The organism is Sphaerisporangium album (assembly GCF_003323745.1).
In the GTDB taxonomy this organism is placed as follows: Bacteria; Actinomycetota; Actinomycetes; order Streptosporangiales; family Streptosporangiaceae; genus Sphaerisporangium; species Sphaerisporangium album.
Window position 1 is genome coordinate 36,884 of the sequence record NZ_QOIL01000022.1, and the last position, 17,774, is coordinate 54,657.

General features: G+C 72.6%; 15 protein-coding genes. 6 read left to right on the forward strand and 9 right to left on the reverse strand.

Annotation, left to right across the window (positions count from 1 at the left end; translation table 11 throughout):
* The first annotated feature begins 89 nt into the window (after positions 1-89).
* The gene (locus DQ384_RS31250) at positions 90-464 is read left to right on the forward strand and encodes a VOC family protein (protein WP_114032474.1); all 375 of its coding nucleotides are present in this window, start codon (positions 90-92) and stop codon (positions 462-464) included.
* Positions 465-644: 180 nt separating this feature from the next.
* Here the strand turns inward: DQ384_RS31250 and DQ384_RS31255 are convergent, their stop codons facing one another.
* Both DQ384_RS31255 and DQ384_RS31260 read right to left on the reverse strand, forming a co-directional pair.
* A complete protein-coding gene (locus DQ384_RS31255; RefSeq protein ID WP_114032475.1) occupies positions 645-1,361 on the reverse strand; it encodes a TetR/AcrR family transcriptional regulator in 717 nt (238 codons plus the stop codon).
* A 265-nt stretch (positions 1,362-1,626) separates the two neighbouring features.
* Positions 1,627-2,433: an SDR family NAD(P)-dependent oxidoreductase gene (locus tag DQ384_RS31260; RefSeq protein ID WP_114032476.1), complete on the reverse strand. Its 807-nt coding sequence runs from the start codon at positions 2,431-2,433 to the stop codon at positions 1,627-1,629.
* 334 nt (positions 2,434-2,767) lie between these two features.
* On the opposite strand from DQ384_RS31260, the gene DQ384_RS31265 reads away from it, so the two are divergent.
* Positions 2,768-3,202 (forward strand): CBS domain-containing protein, encoded by a 435-nt coding sequence (locus tag DQ384_RS31265; protein WP_114032477.1) that lies wholly within the window; start codon positions 2,768-2,770, stop codon positions 3,200-3,202.
* A gap of 420 nt (positions 3,203-3,622) precedes the next feature.
* Here the strand turns inward: DQ384_RS31265 and DQ384_RS31270 are convergent, their stop codons facing one another.
* From DQ384_RS31270 to DQ384_RS31295, 6 genes are all read right to left on the reverse strand, one after another.
* Positions 3,623-5,179, reverse strand: a complete 1,557-nt coding sequence (locus tag DQ384_RS31270; RefSeq protein WP_114032478.1) for a gamma-glutamyltransferase family protein — start codon at positions 5,177-5,179, stop codon at positions 3,623-3,625.
* Positions 5,180-5,356: 177 nt separating this feature from the next.
* Positions 5,357-6,301: a peptidylprolyl isomerase gene (locus tag DQ384_RS31275; RefSeq protein ID WP_114032479.1), complete on the reverse strand. Its 945-nt coding sequence runs from the start codon at positions 6,299-6,301 to the stop codon at positions 5,357-5,359.
* On the reverse strand, positions 6,298-10,647 hold the full coding sequence (locus DQ384_RS31280) for a glycoside hydrolase family 38 N-terminal domain-containing protein (protein ID WP_114032480.1): 4,350 nt from the start codon (positions 10,645-10,647) through the stop codon (positions 6,298-6,300). Before DQ384_RS31280 ends, DQ384_RS31275 begins: the two co-directional genes overlap by 4 nt.
* A gap of 3 nt (positions 10,648-10,650) precedes the next feature.
* Positions 10,651-11,472, reverse strand: coding sequence for a carbohydrate ABC transporter permease (locus DQ384_RS31285; RefSeq protein ID WP_114032481.1), 822 nt, complete (start codon positions 11,470-11,472; stop codon positions 10,651-10,653).
* A gap of 28 nt (positions 11,473-11,500) precedes the next feature.
* The gene (locus tag DQ384_RS31290; protein ID WP_114032482.1) at positions 11,501-12,433 is read right to left on the reverse strand and encodes a carbohydrate ABC transporter permease; all 933 of its coding nucleotides are present in this window, start codon (positions 12,431-12,433) and stop codon (positions 11,501-11,503) included.
* Positions 12,430-13,803 (reverse strand): extracellular solute-binding protein, encoded by a 1,374-nt coding sequence (locus DQ384_RS31295; RefSeq protein WP_220183243.1) that lies wholly within the window; start codon positions 13,801-13,803, stop codon positions 12,430-12,432. The genes DQ384_RS31290 and DQ384_RS31295 overlap by 4 nt, the downstream gene beginning before the upstream one ends.
* A gap of 206 nt (positions 13,804-14,009) precedes the next feature.
* On the opposite strand from DQ384_RS31295, the gene DQ384_RS31300 reads away from it, so the two are divergent.
* Together DQ384_RS31300 and DQ384_RS31305 are read left to right on the forward strand one after the other, a co-directional pair.
* Complete coding sequence (locus DQ384_RS31300) at positions 14,010-15,233, forward strand: ROK family transcriptional regulator (RefSeq protein ID WP_114032484.1); 1,224 nt, start codon at positions 14,010-14,012, stop codon at positions 15,231-15,233.
* Positions 15,234-15,284: 51 nt separating this feature from the next.
* Entirely contained in the window at positions 15,285-16,190 is a 906-nt protein-coding gene (locus tag DQ384_RS31305; RefSeq protein ID WP_114032485.1) for an ROK family protein, read from the forward strand.
* Positions 16,191-16,206: 16 nt separating this feature from the next.
* Here the strand turns inward: DQ384_RS31305 and DQ384_RS31310 are convergent, their stop codons facing one another.
* On the reverse strand, positions 16,207-16,974 hold the full coding sequence (locus DQ384_RS31310) for a GntR family transcriptional regulator (RefSeq protein WP_114032486.1): 768 nt from the start codon (positions 16,972-16,974) through the stop codon (positions 16,207-16,209).
* A 117-nt stretch (positions 16,975-17,091) separates the two neighbouring features.
* On the opposite strand from DQ384_RS31310, the gene DQ384_RS31315 reads away from it, so the two are divergent.
* Positions 17,092-17,481: a hypothetical protein gene (locus tag DQ384_RS31315; RefSeq protein WP_114032487.1), complete on the forward strand. Its 390-nt coding sequence runs from the start codon at positions 17,092-17,094 to the stop codon at positions 17,479-17,481.
* Entirely contained in the window at positions 17,478-17,774 is a 297-nt protein-coding gene (locus DQ384_RS31320) for a hypothetical protein (protein WP_114032488.1), read from the forward strand. Before DQ384_RS31315 ends, DQ384_RS31320 begins: the two co-directional genes overlap by 4 nt.

The window sequence follows — 17,774 nt, forward strand, 5'->3', positions numbered from 1 at the left end:
GGCGCTCGGCGGGCTGACCTCTCCCCCGCTCCGTGTGCCGGGCCGCGGGTCGGCCGGAGGAGGGGGCCACCGGCGTCGGAAGGGGCCGAATGATCGGCAGGTTGCAGTGCGTGGTCCTGGACTGCCCGGACGTCCTCGAACTCGCGTGGTTCTACCAGGCGGTCCTCGGCGGCGAGGTCAACCGGCCGGATCGCCGATGGGGGGTGGACGACGACTTCGCGACCCTCCACACCGACTCCGGCCTCGTGCTCGCGTTCCAGCGCGTGGCGGACTACCGGGCCCCGCGGTGGCCGAACGCCGCCCACCCGCAGCAGTTCCACCTGGACATCGACGTCCCGGACCTCGACACCGCGCAGGATCTGCTCCTCGGGCTGGGCGCCACGCTGCTCCTCGTCGACCCCCTGGGGTGGAGGATCTTCGCGGACCCGGCGGGTCACCCGTTCTGCACGCTCGCCGGCCACTGACAGCGGGCGACAGCGACGGACGGCCGGGAGCCTGGGACCCGGGAGCGCGAGCACGCCTAACCGGGGCAGCTGCTCAGCCCCTGAGCACGGCGGCTCAGCAGGTCAGATGGTTCAGCCGGCCGGACGGCTGAACCGACAAAGACGGCTCAGCGGGCCAGAAGGTTCAGCCGACCAGACGTCTCAGCGGGCCAGGCGGTTCAGCCACTCGGCGAGGAGGACGCGCTCGGCGGCCGAGAGTGGGACGTCCTTGCCTTCCAGGGCCGCGTGCAACGCCATCGCGCGGCTGGCGACCTCGGCCGACGGGCCGGAGCCGGGCGGAGCGTCGGCGTCCATCGCCTCCTCGGTGGTGATGGCCCGCAGGACGGCCTCGCGCGTCGCGGTGGACAGCTCGGGATCACGCTCGTCGGGCTCGGTGGCGATGAGGTGGAGGGTGAGGCCCACCCCGGCGGCCTGCACCATGCGCGCGGCGCGGTCGACGCTGGTCTTGAGCCGGCCGGCGTCGGCGATACGCGTGATCATCTGCTCCAGCATGGAGACTGCCTGGCGCGCGGCGGGGGACGGCTCGCCGGGGTGGGCGTCGCCGTACATCAGCACGTAGAAGGCGGGACGGGACAGGCCGAAGCCGACATGCAGATCCCAGCCGCGGCGAAGGTCGCCGATCGGGTCGTCCGTCCGGCCGAGGCGCACCTTGCTCGCGAGGTATTCCTCGAATCCGTAATGGGCCACCGCGGCGAGCAGCCGTTCTTTGTCACCGAACAGGCGGTACAGCGTGGGGGCCTGCACGCCCGCGGCGGCGCCGACCGCGCGCGTCGAGACGGCCTCCCTGCCGCCCTTGGTCAGCAGGTCCGCGGCCGCGCGCAGGACACGGTCTCTGGTGCTGAGCGTCTCGGTGGGCATGTAAGAACGCTAACAGATTTCGGTTAACATCGCTACGGTACCGATGTCAGCGCGTTGACGGTAGCAACGCTCCGCGCGTTCCAGGCCACCGGAAAGATCGGACAGCGCGCTGCGAACCCGCGCCGTCGGCCGCACCGATCCCACCGTATCCGGGGTTGAGGCGGGTTCGAGGGCCATGTCCGATTTGTACGCCATACCGAATCACGATGACCGCTCACGGTCCCCGGGCGAGAAGGCCCTGCCCGGCACCCGGGGCCCGCGCGACCTAGATCTCCTTCAGGAAGCCGGAGTCGACGGCGAAGTCGGCCCCAGTCGTGTTCGCCGAGCGGGGGGAGGCGAGCAGGGCGATGACGTCGGCGACCTCCTGGGGGCCGGCCAGGCGTCCCGTCGTGAGGTTCATCATCCCGGGGGCGAGCTCGTCCATGACGGCGTCGCGGCTGGTGCCGGCCTGGGCGGCGAACATGTCGGCCACGCCGCCCTCGTCGGTCCACCACGCGGTCCGCACGGGGCCAGGAGAGACGGTGTTCACGCGGATGCCGCGCGGCCCGAACTCCGCCGACAGCACCTTGGTGAGGTTCGTGAGACCGGCCTTGGCCGCGCTGTAGTCCACGTTCATCGGCGACGGCTGCCGCGCGTTGCCCGAGGACACGTTCACGATGGCGCCGCCGCCGCGCTCCAGCATCAGCGGGATGGCGGCGCGCACGGCCCGGACGGCGGAGAAGAGGTTGAACTCGAACATCGCCCGCCATTCCTCGTCGCCGGCGTCCAGGAACGACCCGCGCGGCAGTGTGACGCCGGGCGGCGGGCCACCCGCGTTGTTGACCAGGATGTCGAGGCCGCCGAACGCCTCGGCCGCGCGCGCCACGATCTCACCGGGCGCGTCCGGGGCCATCAGGTCGGCCGCGACGTGCACGAGGTCCGGCCCGGCGAGCGCGTCGAGTTCCGGGCTCGTCCTGCGCGACGAGGCCACGACCCGCGCCCCCTCGGCGAGCAGCGTGCGGGTGACCGCGAGGCCGATGCCCTTGGACGCTCCGGTGACGACCGCGACGCGCCCAGAAAGCTGCAGATCCATGAATGTCCATGCCTTTCGTGGTCCGACCGGCGCCTGGCGTCCACCACCGGCGCGCCGGTCCGTAATGCCACGTCACCGGCGATGCCGGCGGACGGGCTTGGTGGCGTGGCCACGAAGCTATTGCCGGGCGGGGGTGATGGTCCGGCGTAGATCAGACCGGCTTCTCCAGCGGGAAACGGACCGTCAATCCCGGAGCGCGACCGGGTGCCGCCGATCTTCGGGGAAGCCTCAGAGGGAGCCGGTGCCGTCCGAGGTTTAAACATCGCATTACCCGCCAAATAGGGCATTTCGGGTAGGGGTCGTGCGAAGAAGTCCATCTATTGAGGGGGCACCGATGAGCACACCCGGAGCCGCGAAGACGGCGCATGACGTGATGCATCCGGGGGCCCAGTGCATAGGCGAGAACGACAGCCTCCGCACCGCCGCGCAGATGATGCGGGACCTGGATGTCGGCGCGCTGCCGATCTGCGGAGAGGACGATCGTCTCAAGGGGATCATCACCGACCGGGACATCGTCATCAACTGCTGCGCCCAGGGCAGGGACCTCGACAGCACCACGGCGGGGGAACTGGCCGAGGGGCTGGTCTGGGTCGACGGAGACACCAGCATCGACGAGACGCTGACCACGATGGAGCAGCACCGGGTCAAGCGGATACCGGTCCTGGAGAACCACCGCCTCGTCGGCATGATCAGCGAGGCCGACCTGGCGAAGGAACTCCCCGACGAGAAGCTCGCCGAGTTCGTCCACCGCGTGTACTCGGGCGCCTGAGCCGAGCCCACGGAAGTGACCGTGCCCGGACGTCGCCGACGTCCGGGCGCGTCCACTTCGGCTGTCGTCGCCGCGCCTGCGTCCCGGGCGGGCGGGACCTGACCCGCCCCCCGCTACGGCACGTGGAAGCGCGGGTGAGAACGCGAAAAGCCCCGCCGGGAAATCCCGGCGGGGCCTTCACGCTGTGGACCGATGTGCGGGTCGCCTCTCGGCGAAAGGCTCAACGCGGCTCCAGCCGAACGGTATTCCGCGAAGGCTATAGATGAGGCCCGGGGACACCAGACACATCAGCCACGTGTCATCTAACCACACCCTGCACGAGATTGTTCCCCGCCCCGCAAAAGTTTCCGCCGAGAACTTCCCAGCCCCCGCTCCCGCCCGCACCGACGCGTCGGCGCCCCGTCAGGTCGGGGGTGTGGCTCAGTGGCCGGCGGCGCTGGAGATCACGGCTCTCGGGTCGGCGGCGGCGGCGAGGATGCCGTCGGGGCGGGATTCGATGAGGTGGGCGTGGCCGAACGAGCCGCCGAAAGGCAGGTGCCGGACGTCGTGGCCGCGTTCACGCAGGTCCGGGGCCCACGGCGCGCCGTCCTCCACGTCCAGGGTCGCTCCGTCCGGGTCGGCCCAGGCGTCGAAGCCGGTGTCGCCGGGGCCGAGCCGCCAGCGGGGCGCGGCGATGGCCTCGCCCGGCGTCTGGCCGGATGCCAGCAGGCGGGCGATCACCTGCAACAGGATCTGCGGCTGGGAGTCCCCTCCCATGGTGCCGAGCACCGCGCGCAGCGAGCCGTCAGGGCGCGTCACCAGCGCGGGAGCCAAGGTGTGCGGCGGGCGGCGCGCGGGCCCGTACTCGGCGGGGTGACCAGGGGTCAGCGAGAACCCCATGCCTCGGTTGTGCAGGTTGATGCCTGTAGCCGGTTCGAACAGCATGCTGCCGAAGCCCGCCGCGTTGGACTGGATGAGGGACACGCCCATGCCCTCGGAGTCGACGGCGCACAGGTACGTCGTGTCGCCCGGCGAGACCAGGTCCCTGAGCCGGGCACGGCGCGAGGCGTCTATGCCCGCACGCCGCTCGTCGGCGGAGGCGAGCACGTCCTCCACGGACGCCCCGTCGAACAGCACGTCGGGACGGTCGTGCCCGGCGGCCCTGGCGGCCTCGACCAGCAGGTGCGCCCAGAGCGGGTCGGCGGGGTCGCGCGGTAGGTCGAGCCCGTCGGCGATGGCCAGCGCCAGCAGCAGCGCGTAGCCCTGGGAGTTCGGCGGAACCGTCCACACGTCGTGCCCGAACGCGCGGACGGCGATGGGCGCGACCCAGTCGGCGTTCACGCGGGCGAGGTCGGCCTCGGAGTACTCTCCCCCGGCCGAGCCGCCCACCGCCGGGTCGCGGCCGAGCGCGAGCAGGCCCGCGCCGAACTCGCCGAGGTAGAAACCGTCGCGCCCGTCGGTGCCGAGGGCGGTGAGCGCGCGGGCGACGCCCGGCCGCCGCAGCGGCGCGCCCGGCGCGACCGGGGCGTCCACGCCGGGCAGCACCGCGGCGGCCGGGGCGAGCAGCGGCGAGGCGGGGAATCCCGAGTCGGCGTACCGGACGGCGGGGGCGAGGAGTTCGTCCAGGGGCAGCCGGCCGTACCGGGCGTGCAGGGCGAGCCAGCCGTCGGCGCAACCGGGTACGGTGACCGACCTGATGTCGTGCTGGAACGGCATGCGTTGGCGCCCTTCGGCGCGCAGCCTGTCCGGGTCGGCCCCGGAGCCCGACCGGCCGGACGCGTTGAGCGTGCGCGGCGGCCCCTCGCCGTCGTGGACGAGCGCGAACAGGTCGCCACCGAGGCCGCAGGCGTGCGGCGCGGTCACGGCCAGCACGGCGTTGGCGGCGATGACGGCATCGGCCGCGGATCCGCCCCGATCGAGCATGGTCACCCCGGCCGAGGTGGCCAGATGGTCGATGGTGCAAACCATGCCAAACCTGGCGAATCGCGTGAACTCCATGCCGGAACTCTACGACTCGACACCCCCGAACCAGGCCCCCTGCCCCGCGGACGGCGATGCCGGCGCCGCTGTACGGCGAGCCACCCCGGAGGCTCGTGATCGGCGGCCGCTCACAGAGATGGAGGGAGGCTCATGGCCGAGGGCGGGCTCCCCGGAAGGGAGCCCGCCGGGGAGTGGCTAATGGTGGTGGGTGGCGTCGGGGTGGCGGGGGTCGGCGGGGTGTTCGTAGCCGGGGTGGAGGTGTACGTGGTCGCTGTACCTGCGGTCCAGCCAGGAGGTGAAGAAGCGGGTCCTGGCGACGGCGGTCAGTTCGGCCGCGATCTCGGCCCGGACCGCCTCGTACGGACGGCGGCCGCCCGGGTCGACGCGGTCGACGCGCAGGGTCCAGGGGCCGCCGGGTCCGTCGATCGGCCCGACGACCTGGCCCTCCTCGGCCGAGAAGACGGCCTCCTCCAGCGGCCCCGCCAGTTCCCCGCGCCTCACCGGACCGAGCGACGCACCGCCGGACGGGCGGCCGCCGAGCGTCCGCCCCGACGCACCGCCGGACGGACCTGCCGACGTACCGGCGGACGGACCTCCCGGCCTACCGGCGGGCACAAGGCCGGAGGTAGCGCTGGGTGGATCTCCCGAAGTGCCGTCGGGTGGACCGCCGGGTGTGTCCTCGGCGCGGCTGATGTGGCGGACTTCGGGGTGGGTGTATCGGTCGAGGTTGCGGTCGTAGTAGGCGCGGACGTCGGTCTCGGGGACGTGTACCTCGGCCGTGACCGCGTCGCGGAGGCGGCGGGCCAGGGGCATGGAGGCGGTCACCGCCGCGACGACGCCTCCGGTGCGCAGCGCGGCGGGCAACGTCACAGGACGTGGCGCGTCCGGGGCCGGGCCGGGGTCGTCCGGGAGCAGCCCGAGAGCGGCGGCCTCCTGCTCGACCAGCGCCTCGGTGACGAGTACCTGGACCAGCCATCGGCGCAGGTTACGGCCTTCGGCGCTGTGAGGGTGAGGCAGGCGGACGGCGAGGGGGCCCGACCGCAGCCGCGCCTCGCGCGCGTCCACGTCCGCGACGAGGACCACCCTCTCCCCCACCTCGGCGGCGACCGCGCCCGCCCGGGGGGCGGTGGTGGGGGTCACTCGGTCACCTCGATGGTGATGGCCTCGGTGTAGTAGAGGCGGCCGGCGCTCGCCAGCTTCACCACCGCCCACCAGCGGCCCGGCCTCGTCCCGGCCGGAGCCTGGACGTCGAAGCGGAGCCTCGCCTCGCCGAGGGCGGGGACGACGACGCCGGTGTTCCATTCCGGGATCAGCTCGAAGGTGTTCCAGGGGCTGATGAGCTGCGCCTGGACGGAGACGTCCGTGCGGGCTGGGGAGCGGAGCACGACCTCGATCGCCGCCGAGGCGGCCGAGGAGGCGCCGGGGGCGAGCGTCACACGCGGGGTCTCGACCACGACGCCGAAGGGGACGCCCGCCGTGGCGGAGCCGATGCCATCGGTGGAGGACCCAGGACCTTCCACGCCGGTTTCGGTGCCGTCCATAGAGGATCCAATGGACGCAGCGGCGGACTTGGTGCCGTCCGGCGAGAGGGGGGCAGGGACGTGCAGGCGGGTGACGTCCTCGTAGGTCTGGCCCTCGTGGGAGGTTCGGGCGCGGAGCCAGTATTCGCCGGGCTCGGCGCCGGCCGGGGGCACGACCGTGACGGGGACGGAGGCGTGGCCGCCGGGCGCCAGGGCGTACGGGCGTTCGGCGGGCTCGCAGGTCCAGCCGTCCGGGGGCAGCAGGGTGACGACGCCGGACAGCTCGCCCTCGGTGAGCCCGGAGGCGACGGACACGGCCAGTTCGACGGGCTCGGCGCCGGCGGCGAGGTCGGTCCTGGACAGGTGTACCGCGACGGACATGTTGCCCGCCGGGGCCGGGCCGGTGTTGTTCAGCCAGTAGCGGGTGTAGACGGGCTGGAAGGGCTCCCCTTCGGGGCCGAGCGCGATCCCCGTCCGCCGGCCGCCGGGTGCGGGGATCGGTGGGGTCAGGGCGGCGGTGAGGGTGGCGATCTCCATGCCGGTCAAGGTGACGGTGGCGTCCTGGAGGGGGGACCGGGGGCGTTCGAGGAGGTCGGCGCGCTGGAGGTCGCCGAGGGGCAGGGACGTGCGGACGCGGGCGGTGAGCTCGCCTCCGTGGGCCTCGTACAGCCGCAGGGTGACGCCGTCCACCGCGCCGGGCCGCCGTCCCGACGCCAGCGGGTTGCCGGACGGCTTCAGCGCGGCGAGCACGACGGCGCCTACGGGGGTGGACGGGTCGGCGGGTTCCACGCTGAGGAACGAGGACGTGGCCGCCAGCTCCCCGTCGTGCCCGGCGGCCTGGACGGCGGTCAGCGGGTGGTTGACGTCGTGGCCCTCGCGGACGAGCCCGGCCGCGCGCCAGTCGCCCTCGGCGGTGACCAGCGAGTACTCGTAGGAGTGCGTCCAGTGCTGGAGCTGGAAATTGGAGCCGTCGGGCGCGGTGCGGCGCGGCGGGTCGATCCAGACGCCGGACGGCCAGCCGGTGCAGGACCGCAGCAGCGACAGGTGCAGCGCGCCTCCGGAGTCGACGGCGAAGCCGGGGACTCCCTTGTTGACCAGGCCGATGGTGTAGTCGTCCAGGGGCGCCTCGGTGAGCGTGGCGGGCTCCAGCGGCTGGGTGACCTCGATCACGGCGTCGTCCAGGTCGGCGACGAGCTCCTCGACCGCGCCCTCGCCGGCGACGATGAGGACGGGCAGCGCGCGCGGCCCGGTGAGGTCGGCGCTCGGCACCCACACCTTCTCCAGCGACTCGGACGCCGGCACCCACACGCGGGCCTTCCCCGCGGAGTCGAGCCGCGCGCGCAGCAGCCCGGCGTACGCGGGGTCGGCGGCCGCGAGCACCTCGGCGACGAAGGGGTTCTCCTCGGGGGTGCCGAGGGCGAACCGCACGTCGGGCAGGTTGGAGTCGACGCCGAGGTCGCCGTACCGGGGGCCGGGCGCGCGGGAGCAGGTGGAGGTGACGCCCTTGCGGACGAGCGCCACGGCCAGGTGGCGCGGCTCACCGCCGATGATCTCGGCGATGCCGATGGCGCGGTCGCCGGCGAGCGTCCCGTCCTCGCCGCGCAGCCGGACGCGGGCGGTGGAGGACAGCGCGAACCAGTTGCCCGCGGGGTTGTCCAGCGTCCAGGGGTGCTCACCGGAGTCGACGTCGACGAGGCCGAAGCCGCGTCCGACGACGGCGTCGCCCACCTCGCTGACGGGCAGGGCGCCGGGGACGCGGGCGGGCCAGCGCAGCCGGACGAGCTGGTCGGCGCCGTCGAACTCGTCGACGTAGGTGGCGCAGTCGACTCGGGCGAGGCCGTGCCACAGGGTGATCCGCTGGGTGTAGCGGACGGGGCCGATCCGGCCGGTGACGGTGACGCGCTCGCCGAGCGGGCTGGTCTCGACGGCGACCGAGGTGGCGGGCGCGTCGGCGGAGCCGATCGCGGTGCCCTTGGGGACGAGGTGCCAGGGGCCCTCGTTGAACTCCGGGTGCGCGGGGTACTCGTCGTACACGACCAGCTCGTTGCCCACCCTGCCGGGTTGCAGCAGCTCGCGGCCGAGCAGGACGTCCTGGAGCCGGGAGACGCAGCCGCCGCGCGCGGGGTCGACCTCGACGAGGTGGGTGGCGTTGGAGATGGTCACCCCGTCGCGCGCGGTCCAGCCGATGGCGGCCGCCTCGCCGGAGGCGACCGGCTCGGCGCGCAGGGTGCGGTGGCCGAGGGGAGGCACGGCGGCCGCGAGGACGACGACGTCCACGGCGGTGAGCGCCCCCTGCTCGTCGTACTCGGGGTTCTCCAGCAGGACGGGCAGCTCGCCCCGCTCGGGATCGGTCACGCGGACGCCCCCCGTGCCGGAGGACGGGGGCAGGGCAAGGCGGACGCGGACCAGGTCGGTGCGCTCCCAGGAGGAGGGGTTCCACACGACGACGGCGGAACCGTCCCCGCGCGTGTCGACGCGGGCGGTCAGCTCGCCGAGCGAGGCGTCGAGCACGCTCCTGCCGATGTCGTGGGCCTCGCGCCAGCCGGTGAGCAGGTCGAGGTACACCTGGTCGGATTCTGAGCCGGTGATGGCGTCGTGGTGCGCGCCGTACACGAGCTGGCGCCACGCCTTGTCGAGCGCGGCGTGCGGGTAGCGGGCGCCGGTGGTGGCGGCGGCGAGGGTGGCGAACTTCTCGGCGTCGCCGACCAGCGACTCGGCGGCGCGCTGGGCCTGCTTGGTGTCGATGAACGAGACGTCCTTGCCGGTGTACACCGGGTTCATGTCGCGGGTCTGCGGCGAGGGAGACGTGAGCGAGGCGCGCACGGCGGCGAAGAACTCGCGCGGCAGCGCGCAGACGAAGCGCGGCCAGACGTAGCGGGCGTTCCAGTCGCGGTGGATCTCGGTGACCCACTTGTTCGGCGGCGTGTAGTCGGTGCCGACGGGCAGCAGGACGTTGCGCGTGGCGGCGACCTTCTTGAGGTGCAGGAACAGCTCGTAGACCGCGGCCTCGGCCCCGGCGAGGTCGGTGCTGGAGTCCATCCACCAGCCGGCGCTGTAGTGGGCGGGCATGTAGTGCGTGAGCACGCCCTTGCCGGAGGGGGAGAGCCACTCGAACTCGGCGGGGAACTGCATGCCGGACGGGTCGCCCCAGCCGTCGCGTGCCAGGTCGCGCCCGGTGAGCATGGGCCCCCACTGGTGGTGCGGGCCGCGCGCCCACGAGCTGGAGCTCAGCCCGGCCTCGGCGATCAGGCCGGGGAACTGCGGGTCGTGGCCGAAGACGTCGAGCTGCCAGGCCGTCGCCGGGTCGCCGCCCATGATGTCGCGCTGGAAGCCGACCCCGTAGACGATGTTGCGGATCGTCGACTCGGCCGACGTGAGGTTGGTGTTCGGCTCGTTGTACGTGCCGCCCATCAGCTCGACCCTGCCCTCGGCGAGCAGCCGCCGCAGGTGCTCCCGGTCCTCGGGGTGGGCGTCCCAGTACGGCTTGAGGTAGTCGACCTCGGCGAGCACGAACTTGTAGTCGGGGTCGCGGCGCGCGGTCTCCATGTGCTCGCGCATCAGGTCGAACCCGGCGTTCTGCCGGTCCATCCGGAACTCCTGGGACACCTCGCCCGCGGTGTCCCACGTGGTGGTGTAGGCGGCCTGGGTGTTCCACCAGACGGGGTCGTAGTGGAAGTGGGGCACCATCCAGACCGTCCAGCCGGGCTCGGCGACCACCAGCTCGCCGGTGGCGGCCGCCTCGTGGGCGCCGGACGTCACCGCCACCTCGATGGGGATCCGCGTGCCCGGCGCGGCGTCCGCCCGGACGGCCACCTCGGCGGGGCGGGCCGCCGTACGGGCCGCGCCGGAGACGCCGGGGCCGGTGACGCCGACTTCGATCTCACCTGGAGGTGCCTCGACGTGCACCCGGACGACCTGCCCGGATTCGGCGAAGAGCTCGGTGGATTCGACGCTGGTGATACGCAAGGGTCAACCCTTCACTGATCCGGCGAAGCTGAACGAACCGGCGAGGTACTTGTTCACGGCGATGTAGAGCACCACGGCCGGGGTGGTGTAGATGATCGAGAAGGCCGCCAGCTCTCCGTAGGCGACGGCCCCGTACTGGGAGAAGAAGGTGTAGATGGTGACCGCGGCGGGCTGCTTCTCGGGAGCGTCGAGCAGGACGAACGGGACGAAGAAGTTGCCCCACTGGTTGACGAAGACGAAGATGGCGACGACCGCGACGCCGGGCGCCATGAGCGGCCACACCACGCGCAGCATCGAGCGCACCCACCCGGCGCCGTCCACCCAGGCGGCCTCCTCCAGGCTGACCGGGACGCCGTCCATGAAGTTCTTCATCATCCAGATGGCGAACGGCAGCGAACTGGCCGCGAGGAACAGCACCATGGCGGGGATGGAGCCGTACAGGTTGAAGCGGAAGAACATCGAGTAGACCGGCACCATGATGGCGGTCACGGGCAGGCCGGTGGTGAACAGCAGCGTGAGCATGAAGTGCCGCCCGTAGCGCAGCTTGTACCGCGACAGGGGGTAGGCGGCGAGCCCGGAGACGACGACGGTGAGCACCGCGGTGGCGCCGGAGATGACGATCGAGTTGATGACCGGCTGGTAGATGGTCTCCCAGTTCAGCACGGCGGCGAAGTTCCTGAACGAGAAGTCCAGGCTGGGCTTCGCGGTGAGGCCGGCCTCCGGCTGGACGGAGGCGAGCAGCACCCACACGAACGGCCCGGCGAAGGCCAGGGCGATCACGGCGAGCGCGACGAGGGCCGCGGCGCGGGCGGCGGCGCGGGTCATCGGCCCACCCGCCCGGGAACGGCGCCCGTCATGTCTCCACCTTGATCAGCCGCAGGTACACCAGGGAGAACAGCGCGCCGATGACCAGCATCACCAGGGCCATGGCGCTGCCGTACCCGATCTCGAAGTAGCGGAACGCCTGGTCGTACATGTACAGCGGCGTGGTCTGGCTCGCCGTGCCCGGCCCGCCTCCGGTCATCGCGTAGATGAGGCCGAAGGACGCGAGGGTCTGCAGGGTGATGAGCATGAGGTTGGACAGGATGGACCGGCGGATCAGCGGCAGCGTCACGCCGGTGAACCTGCGCCAGCCGCTCGCCCCGTCCACGGCCGCCGCCTCCAGCAGGTCGCCTGGCACGTCCGACAGCGCGGCCGAGTAGACGAGCATCGAGAAGGCGGTGCCGCGCCAGACGTTGGCCAGCGTGACGGCGAGCATGGGCGCGGTGAACAGCCAGTCCTGCGAGAGGCCGAGGAAGGCGAGCACCTCGTTGAGCGTGCCCTCTTCGGACAGGAAGGAGTACCAGCACGCGGCGGCGACGACCTCGGGCACGACCCAGGCGGCGATGACGACGCCGTTCACCACGCTCCTGACCACGCGCCCGCGCCCGCGCTGGAGCAGGGCGATGAACAGGCCGAGCGTGTTCTGGCCGATGACGGCCGAGCCGATGACGAAGACGAACGTCAGCAGGAAGGAGTTGCGGAAGGCGTCGTCGCCGAACAGCTTGACGAAGTTCTCCAGCCCGACGAAGCGCGAGTCGACCGACGCCGAGCCGGTCAGGGTCTCGTTGGTGAACGAGATGTAGAGGCTCCACAGGATCGGCCCCGCCATGAAGATCACGAGCAGGACCAGGGCGGGCAGCAGCGGCAGCAGTCGTCGCAGCGCCCCGCCGCGCCGGCGCGGCTCCTCCGCCAGGACGGGGGATCCGGCCGGCCGCGACGGCGGCGTCACGGTCGTGACGGTCATGAGCCGGTGGTCACCTTGTCGGGTCCGCCCACCACGCCCGGCAGCGCGTCCGCGTACTCCTTGGCCGCGGCGTCGGGGGTCTTGGAGCCGGTGACCATCGCCTCCATCGCCTTCTGCACCTCGGCCGACACCTTCGGGTACACCTCGTAGGCCGGGCGGTAGTGCGTGACGGACGCGAGGTCGGTCCAGAACTTCACGCTGGGGTTCGCGGCGGTGTACCGCGGGTCGGAGGCGACGTCCTTGCGCGGGGTCAGGTCGCCGGTGCTGACCGAGTAGGTCAGCGTGTTCTCCTTGTTGGTCGCCGTGCTGATGAAGTCGAAGGCGTCCTTCTTGTCCTTGGCATAGGAGCTCATGGCCATGACCCAGCCGCCGGACATGCTGACCGCGCCGGGGGCCTCACCGTTCTGGGTGGGCATGGGCGTCCAGCCGATCTTCTCGGTCCACTGCGGCCACGGCTTGGTGCTGGTGGGCGTCCAGGACGCCGACATCCACGCGCCGTCGAGGCCGATGGCGAGCTTGCCGCCGGGGAACCAGTCGAGGCCGACCTTCTCACCGAGCTTGGCGTCGAACGCGTCGGCCTGCTTGGGGCCGAGGCCCTCACGGTAGATCGTGTCGACGAAGCCGAGGGAGTCGGTGATGCCCTTGCTGGAGGCCACCCACTTCTTCTGGGTGTCGTCGTACAGCGTCCCGCCGGGGGTGCCGTACAGCAGCATCTCGAAGCCCTGCATCGTGGCGGCCTCGCCGAGCACCTTCGTGGAGTACATGTTGAAGGGGATGACGCCCGGGACCTTCTGCTTGACGGCGCGGGCGGCGGTCAGCACGTCGGCCCAGGTCTTCGGCTCCCAGGGCACGGAGATGCCCGCCTTGGTGAGGATGTCCTTGTTGTACCAGAGGCCGCGGGTGTCGGTGCTGATGGGAACGCCGTAGATCTTGCCGTCGGGGCCCTTGGCGGCCTGCTTGACCGAGTCGGCGTACTGCGTGCTCCAGTCGGGCCAGGTGTTGAGGTAGTCGTCCAGGGGGGCGAGCTTTCCGGCCGCGACGTCGGCGTTGACCTGGAAGGTGTCGTGCAGGTAGACGTCCGGGGCCGAGTCTGCCGAGCGGTTCAGCAGGGCGAGCTTGGTGTAGTAGACCTCGTTGGTGCCCTGGACGGGAGTCAGCTTGATGGTCACGCCCTTGTGCGCGGCCTCGAACTGCGTCTTGGCCTGCTTGAGCGTCTTCTCCATGTGGGGCCAGGCGGGCTCCACCCGGTAGAGCACCTCGATCTCCTTGGCCCCACCGGCGGTCTCGCCGGTTGATTTGTCCCCGCCGCACGCGCCCGCCGTGGCGGCCACGGCCGCCACCAGTACCGAGGCGACCATCGTTCGTCTCATCGGACTCCTTCTCCGGCCTGTGTACCGACCACGATCTACGGGCCCGGGGGTCGATCCCCGGGCCGGCATGCTCCGCCTGACCGCTCCCGTATGTCCGCGTTTCGGCCGTGTTTCCTTGGGTGACGAGAACTTAAATCTTTTTGATTTACTAAGTCAACGGGCTATGCGATATTGCCTGAGGACATCGAGGAGGCCGGGAGTCGTACATGCAGATGGGCACAAACCTGCCGAAGGTAGGCAGCTACAACCGTGCCGTCGTGCTGGACGCGATCCAGGTCTCCGACGGCATCAGCCGGGTCCAGATCGCCGCGCGCACCGGCCTGACCGCCCAGACCGTCTCCGTCATCGTCCGCAAGCTGCTGGAGGAAGGGCTCGTCATCGAGGACGGCTCACTGCCCTCCAGCGGCGGCAAGCCGCGCACGATCCTGCGCGTCGACCCCGCCGCCGGGTACGCCCTCGGCATCCACTTCGACCCCGGCGAGGTCTCCTACGTCCTCGCCGACCTCGCCGGGCAGCCGGTCGCCAAGCTCCACACCGACGTCCGTCCCGGGCTCGCGCCCGAGTCGCTCATCCGCCAGATGGCCCGCACGGCCCGGCGCGTGCTCGCCGAGGCGGACGTGCCCGACGCCAAGGTGCTGGGCATCGGCCTGGCCTGCCCCGGCCCCCTCGACGACGACGGCGTGATGAACGTCCCCCCGCGCCTGACCGGCTGGGACGGCGTGCCCATCAAGCGCCTGCTGGAGGAGCACACCGGCTTCCCTGTGACCTTCGACAACGACGCCGCCGCGGCGGCGATCGGCGAGCGCTGGGCCGGCCTGGCACGTGCCACACCGAGCTTCGCCTACCTGTACCTCGGCACCGGCATCGGCGGCGGCCTGTTCCTGGACAACCAGATCTACCGGGGACGCTCGTCCAACGCCGGCGAGTTCGGCCACATCACCGTCGCGCCCGACGGCCCCGACTGCTACTGCGGCAACAGGGGCTGCGTCGAGGCCGTGTGCTGCCCGGGCGCCATCGAGGCGACCGTGCGGGCGCGCCTGGCCGCCGGCGCCCCGAGCGCGCTCGGCCTCGGCCCGGACGGCGAGGGCCCCCGCCACGCCGAGATCTGCGCGGCGGCGGCCACGGGCGACCCGCTGGCCCGCGAGGTCGTCGGCGAGGTCGCGGCCAGGCTCGCCGACGCCGCGGTCGGCATCGTGAACATGCTGGACATCGACCTGATCGTGCTCGGCGGCCCCGCCCTGCACAGGGTCGCCGAGCTGTACCGCGACGTCGTGGCCGAGGCCGTGGCGACGCGCCCGCTCGCCCGCAGGCTTCACCAGGTGCGGGTGGAGCTCTCCCCCATCGCCGCCGACGCCGCCGCGATCGGGGCCGCGTCCCTGGTCTTCCACGCGACCTACGCCCCCCGCCTCGGCGCCCTGCTCACCCCGTGACCCTCCGAGATGACCAGCCCTCTCCCGACCCCACGCGAGCGAGAAGGAGCCATGAGCCCTCACGTGCTCACCGCCGACATCGGCGGCACCAAACTGGCCGCGGCCCTGATCGGCGAGGACGGCACGGTGCTGCGCCGCCGTGAGGTGCCCACCCCCGCCGCGCCGCCCGGCCGGGCGGACATCGTGGGCGCCGCGCTGACCGGCCTGCTGCGCCAGGTGGCCGCCGACACCACGCCCACGGCGGTCGGCGTCGCCTCCGCCGGGCCGCTGGACCTGCTCGCCGGAACCGTCAGCCCGGTGAACATCCCGGCCTGGCGCGACTTCCCGATCCTCGCCGAGGTCGGCGAGGCGATCCCGGGCGTGCCCTGCTTCCTGGTCGGGGACGCCGTGGCGGCGGCGGTCGGCGAGCACTGGACGGGCGCCGGCGGCGGAAGCACCTCCATGCTCGGCATCGTCGTGTCCACCGGCATCGGCGGCGGGCTCGTCCTGGAGGGCGTGCCGTTCGAGGGTCCCACCGGCAACGCCGGGCACATCGGGCACATCATCGTCGACCCCGGCGGCGCGCCCTGCCCCTGCGGGGCCAGGGGGTGCGTCGAGACGATCGCGAGCGGCCCGTCCATGGTCCGCTGGGCCCGCGAGCGGGGCTGGGGCGGCCCGGACGCCCGCGCGCTCGCCCAGGCGGCCCACGACGGCGCGGCCGTGCCTCTGGCCGCCTTCGCCCGGGCCGCCGACGCGCTGGCGAGCGCGATCGTCACCGTCGCCGCGATCTGCGACCTGGACCAGGCGGTGATCGGCGGCGGGGTGGCCGCGGCGGGCGAGGTGCTGTTCGGCCCGCTGCGCCGCGCGATCGGCGAGCGGGCGCGGCTGGGGTTCGTCCGGCGGCTGCGCGTCACGCCGGCGGCGCTCGGCGGGGACGGCGGGCTGATCGGCGCCGCCCGCATGGCACTGCTCCGGTGAGCGCGCCCGGCCCCCCTCACGGCAGGGGACGCAGCGGGATCCGGTAGTCGAGGATCGCGCGGTCGCCCGGGATCACGATCGGGTCGGCGACCTCGACCACCCGCCCGGCCGCGTACATCACCCGCGTGATCGCGAACACCGGGACGCCCTGCGCGATGCGCAACGTCCGCGCCTCCACGGGGGTGGGCATGCGCGTCGTCACCGACTCGGTGATGTCGTCGACCTCGATGCCGAGCGTGCGCAGCTGGTTGATCGTCCCGCCGGGCCAGGGCTCGTTCTTCGGGTCGGCCACCGGCGTGCCCTCGACGTCCGAGGCGAGCAGGCACGGCCGCGCCACCTGCGACGGCACGCCCGCCGCGTAGAAGACGAAGTGCCGTTCGAGCACGCGCGTGCCGGGCGCGACGCCGAACAGGCCGGCCAGCCGCTCGTCGGCGTCGATCCACCGGTAGGCGGTGTCGAGGCGGTACTGCTCCCAGGCGATCCCCTGGTCCCGGGTGAAGGAGGTCTGCTTCACCGTCTGCGGCCCGAGATCGGCGAGGTAGCGCTGGGAGGAGATGCGGCGCACGGGCGGCCGCTCGCGCACCCAGGTGCCGCCGCGCCCGCGCGTCTCGACCAGGCCCGCGTTCTTCAGGGCGTCGATCGCCTGCCGGACGACGATCTCGGACACGCCGTACTGCCGCGCCAGGTCGGCGTGCCGGGGCAGGCGGGCGCCGGGCGGCAGGCCACCGTCAAGGATCGCGCCGCGCAGTTCGGCCGCGATGTGCTCGTAGGCGTGGCCAGACACTTACCCACGTTCCGATCTGCCGGGGGTTCCAGATGCGGTCACCTGATTGACACGCACCTTATCGTCTCGCCATTGTCGTATATGTCAACCGATTGCCGTAGACGCTAAGGGGTCTGGATGGCCGGGGTTCTGCCCTATCTCACCGCCTGCCGCGCCCGCCTCTTCCGCACCCGCGCCCCCGCGCCGTGCGCGCCGAAACCCGCGACGCGTCCCGCTCCCGAGCCGCCGGGCTGGTGCGGGTACGCGCCCGGCACGCCCGCCGCCACGGACGCCCCCTCCCCCGCCTCCCCGTCCCCCCAAGCCACTGAAGGGACTGAAGAGACTGAAGAGGACGCCACCGCGGCCGAGGTCGAGGCGCTGCGGACGGCGCACCCGGGGTGGCGCGTGTGGTGTTCGGGCCGCACGTGGTACGCCTGCGGCCCCTGGCTGGAGGCCCGGCTCGTCCACGCCCCCACCCCCGAGCGCCTCTCGTCGCTGATCACCCTCCGCACGGAGGGCGGGCGGTGACGGCGCTGACCGCCTCCTCGGGGCACGCCGACCACGGCCCGCACGTCCCGAAGGCGCGCGAGGGCTGCCGGCGCGTCGCCTGGTTCCCGCCGATGAACGCCGAGAGCAGGCCGCGCATCCTGCGCTGGACGTGCGAGTGCCGGTCGCGGGTCTACTACCTGGTCGTGGGCGGCGGCCGCGCGTACGTCCGGCGCTCGGACAAGCAGGCCGGCCTCGACCACGAGACCGCGCGCATGCGCTACCGGGAGGTGGACCGGCTGTGGACGGAGATCCTGCTCGGCCTCGCCCGGTGA

Coding starts and splice junctions, on each gene's coding strand:
- DQ384_RS31255 (WP_114032475.1), bottom strand. CDS start 1,361: ATGCCCACCGAGACGCTCAGCACCAGAGACCGTGTCCTGCGCGCGGCC.
- DQ384_RS31270 (WP_114032478.1), bottom strand. CDS start 5,179: ATGGAGTTCACGCGATTCGCCAGGTTTGGCATGGTTTGCACCATCGAC.
- DQ384_RS31315 (WP_114032487.1), top strand. CDS start 17,092: ATGGCCGGGGTTCTGCCCTATCTCACCGCCTGCCGCGCCCGCCTCTTC.
- DQ384_RS31260 (WP_114032476.1), bottom strand. CDS start 2,433: ATGGATCTGCAGCTTTCTGGGCGCGTCGCGGTCGTCACCGGAGCGTCC.
- DQ384_RS31285 (WP_114032481.1), bottom strand. CDS start 11,472: ATGACCCGCGCCGCCGCCCGCGCCGCGGCCCTCGTCGCGCTCGCCGTG.
- DQ384_RS31300 (WP_114032484.1), top strand. CDS start 14,010: ATGCAGATGGGCACAAACCTGCCGAAGGTAGGCAGCTACAACCGTGCC.
- DQ384_RS31295 (WP_220183243.1), bottom strand. CDS start 13,803: ATGAGACGAACGATGGTCGCCTCGGTACTGGTGGCGGCCGTGGCCGCC.
- DQ384_RS31305 (WP_114032485.1), top strand. CDS start 15,285: ATGAGCCCTCACGTGCTCACCGCCGACATCGGCGGCACCAAACTGGCC.
- DQ384_RS31250 (WP_114032474.1), top strand. CDS start 90: ATGATCGGCAGGTTGCAGTGCGTGGTCCTGGACTGCCCGGACGTCCTC.
- DQ384_RS31290 (WP_114032482.1), bottom strand. CDS start 12,433: ATGACCGTCACGACCGTGACGCCGCCGTCGCGGCCGGCCGGATCCCCC.
- DQ384_RS31265 (WP_114032477.1), top strand. CDS start 2,768: ATGAGCACACCCGGAGCCGCGAAGACGGCGCATGACGTGATGCATCCG.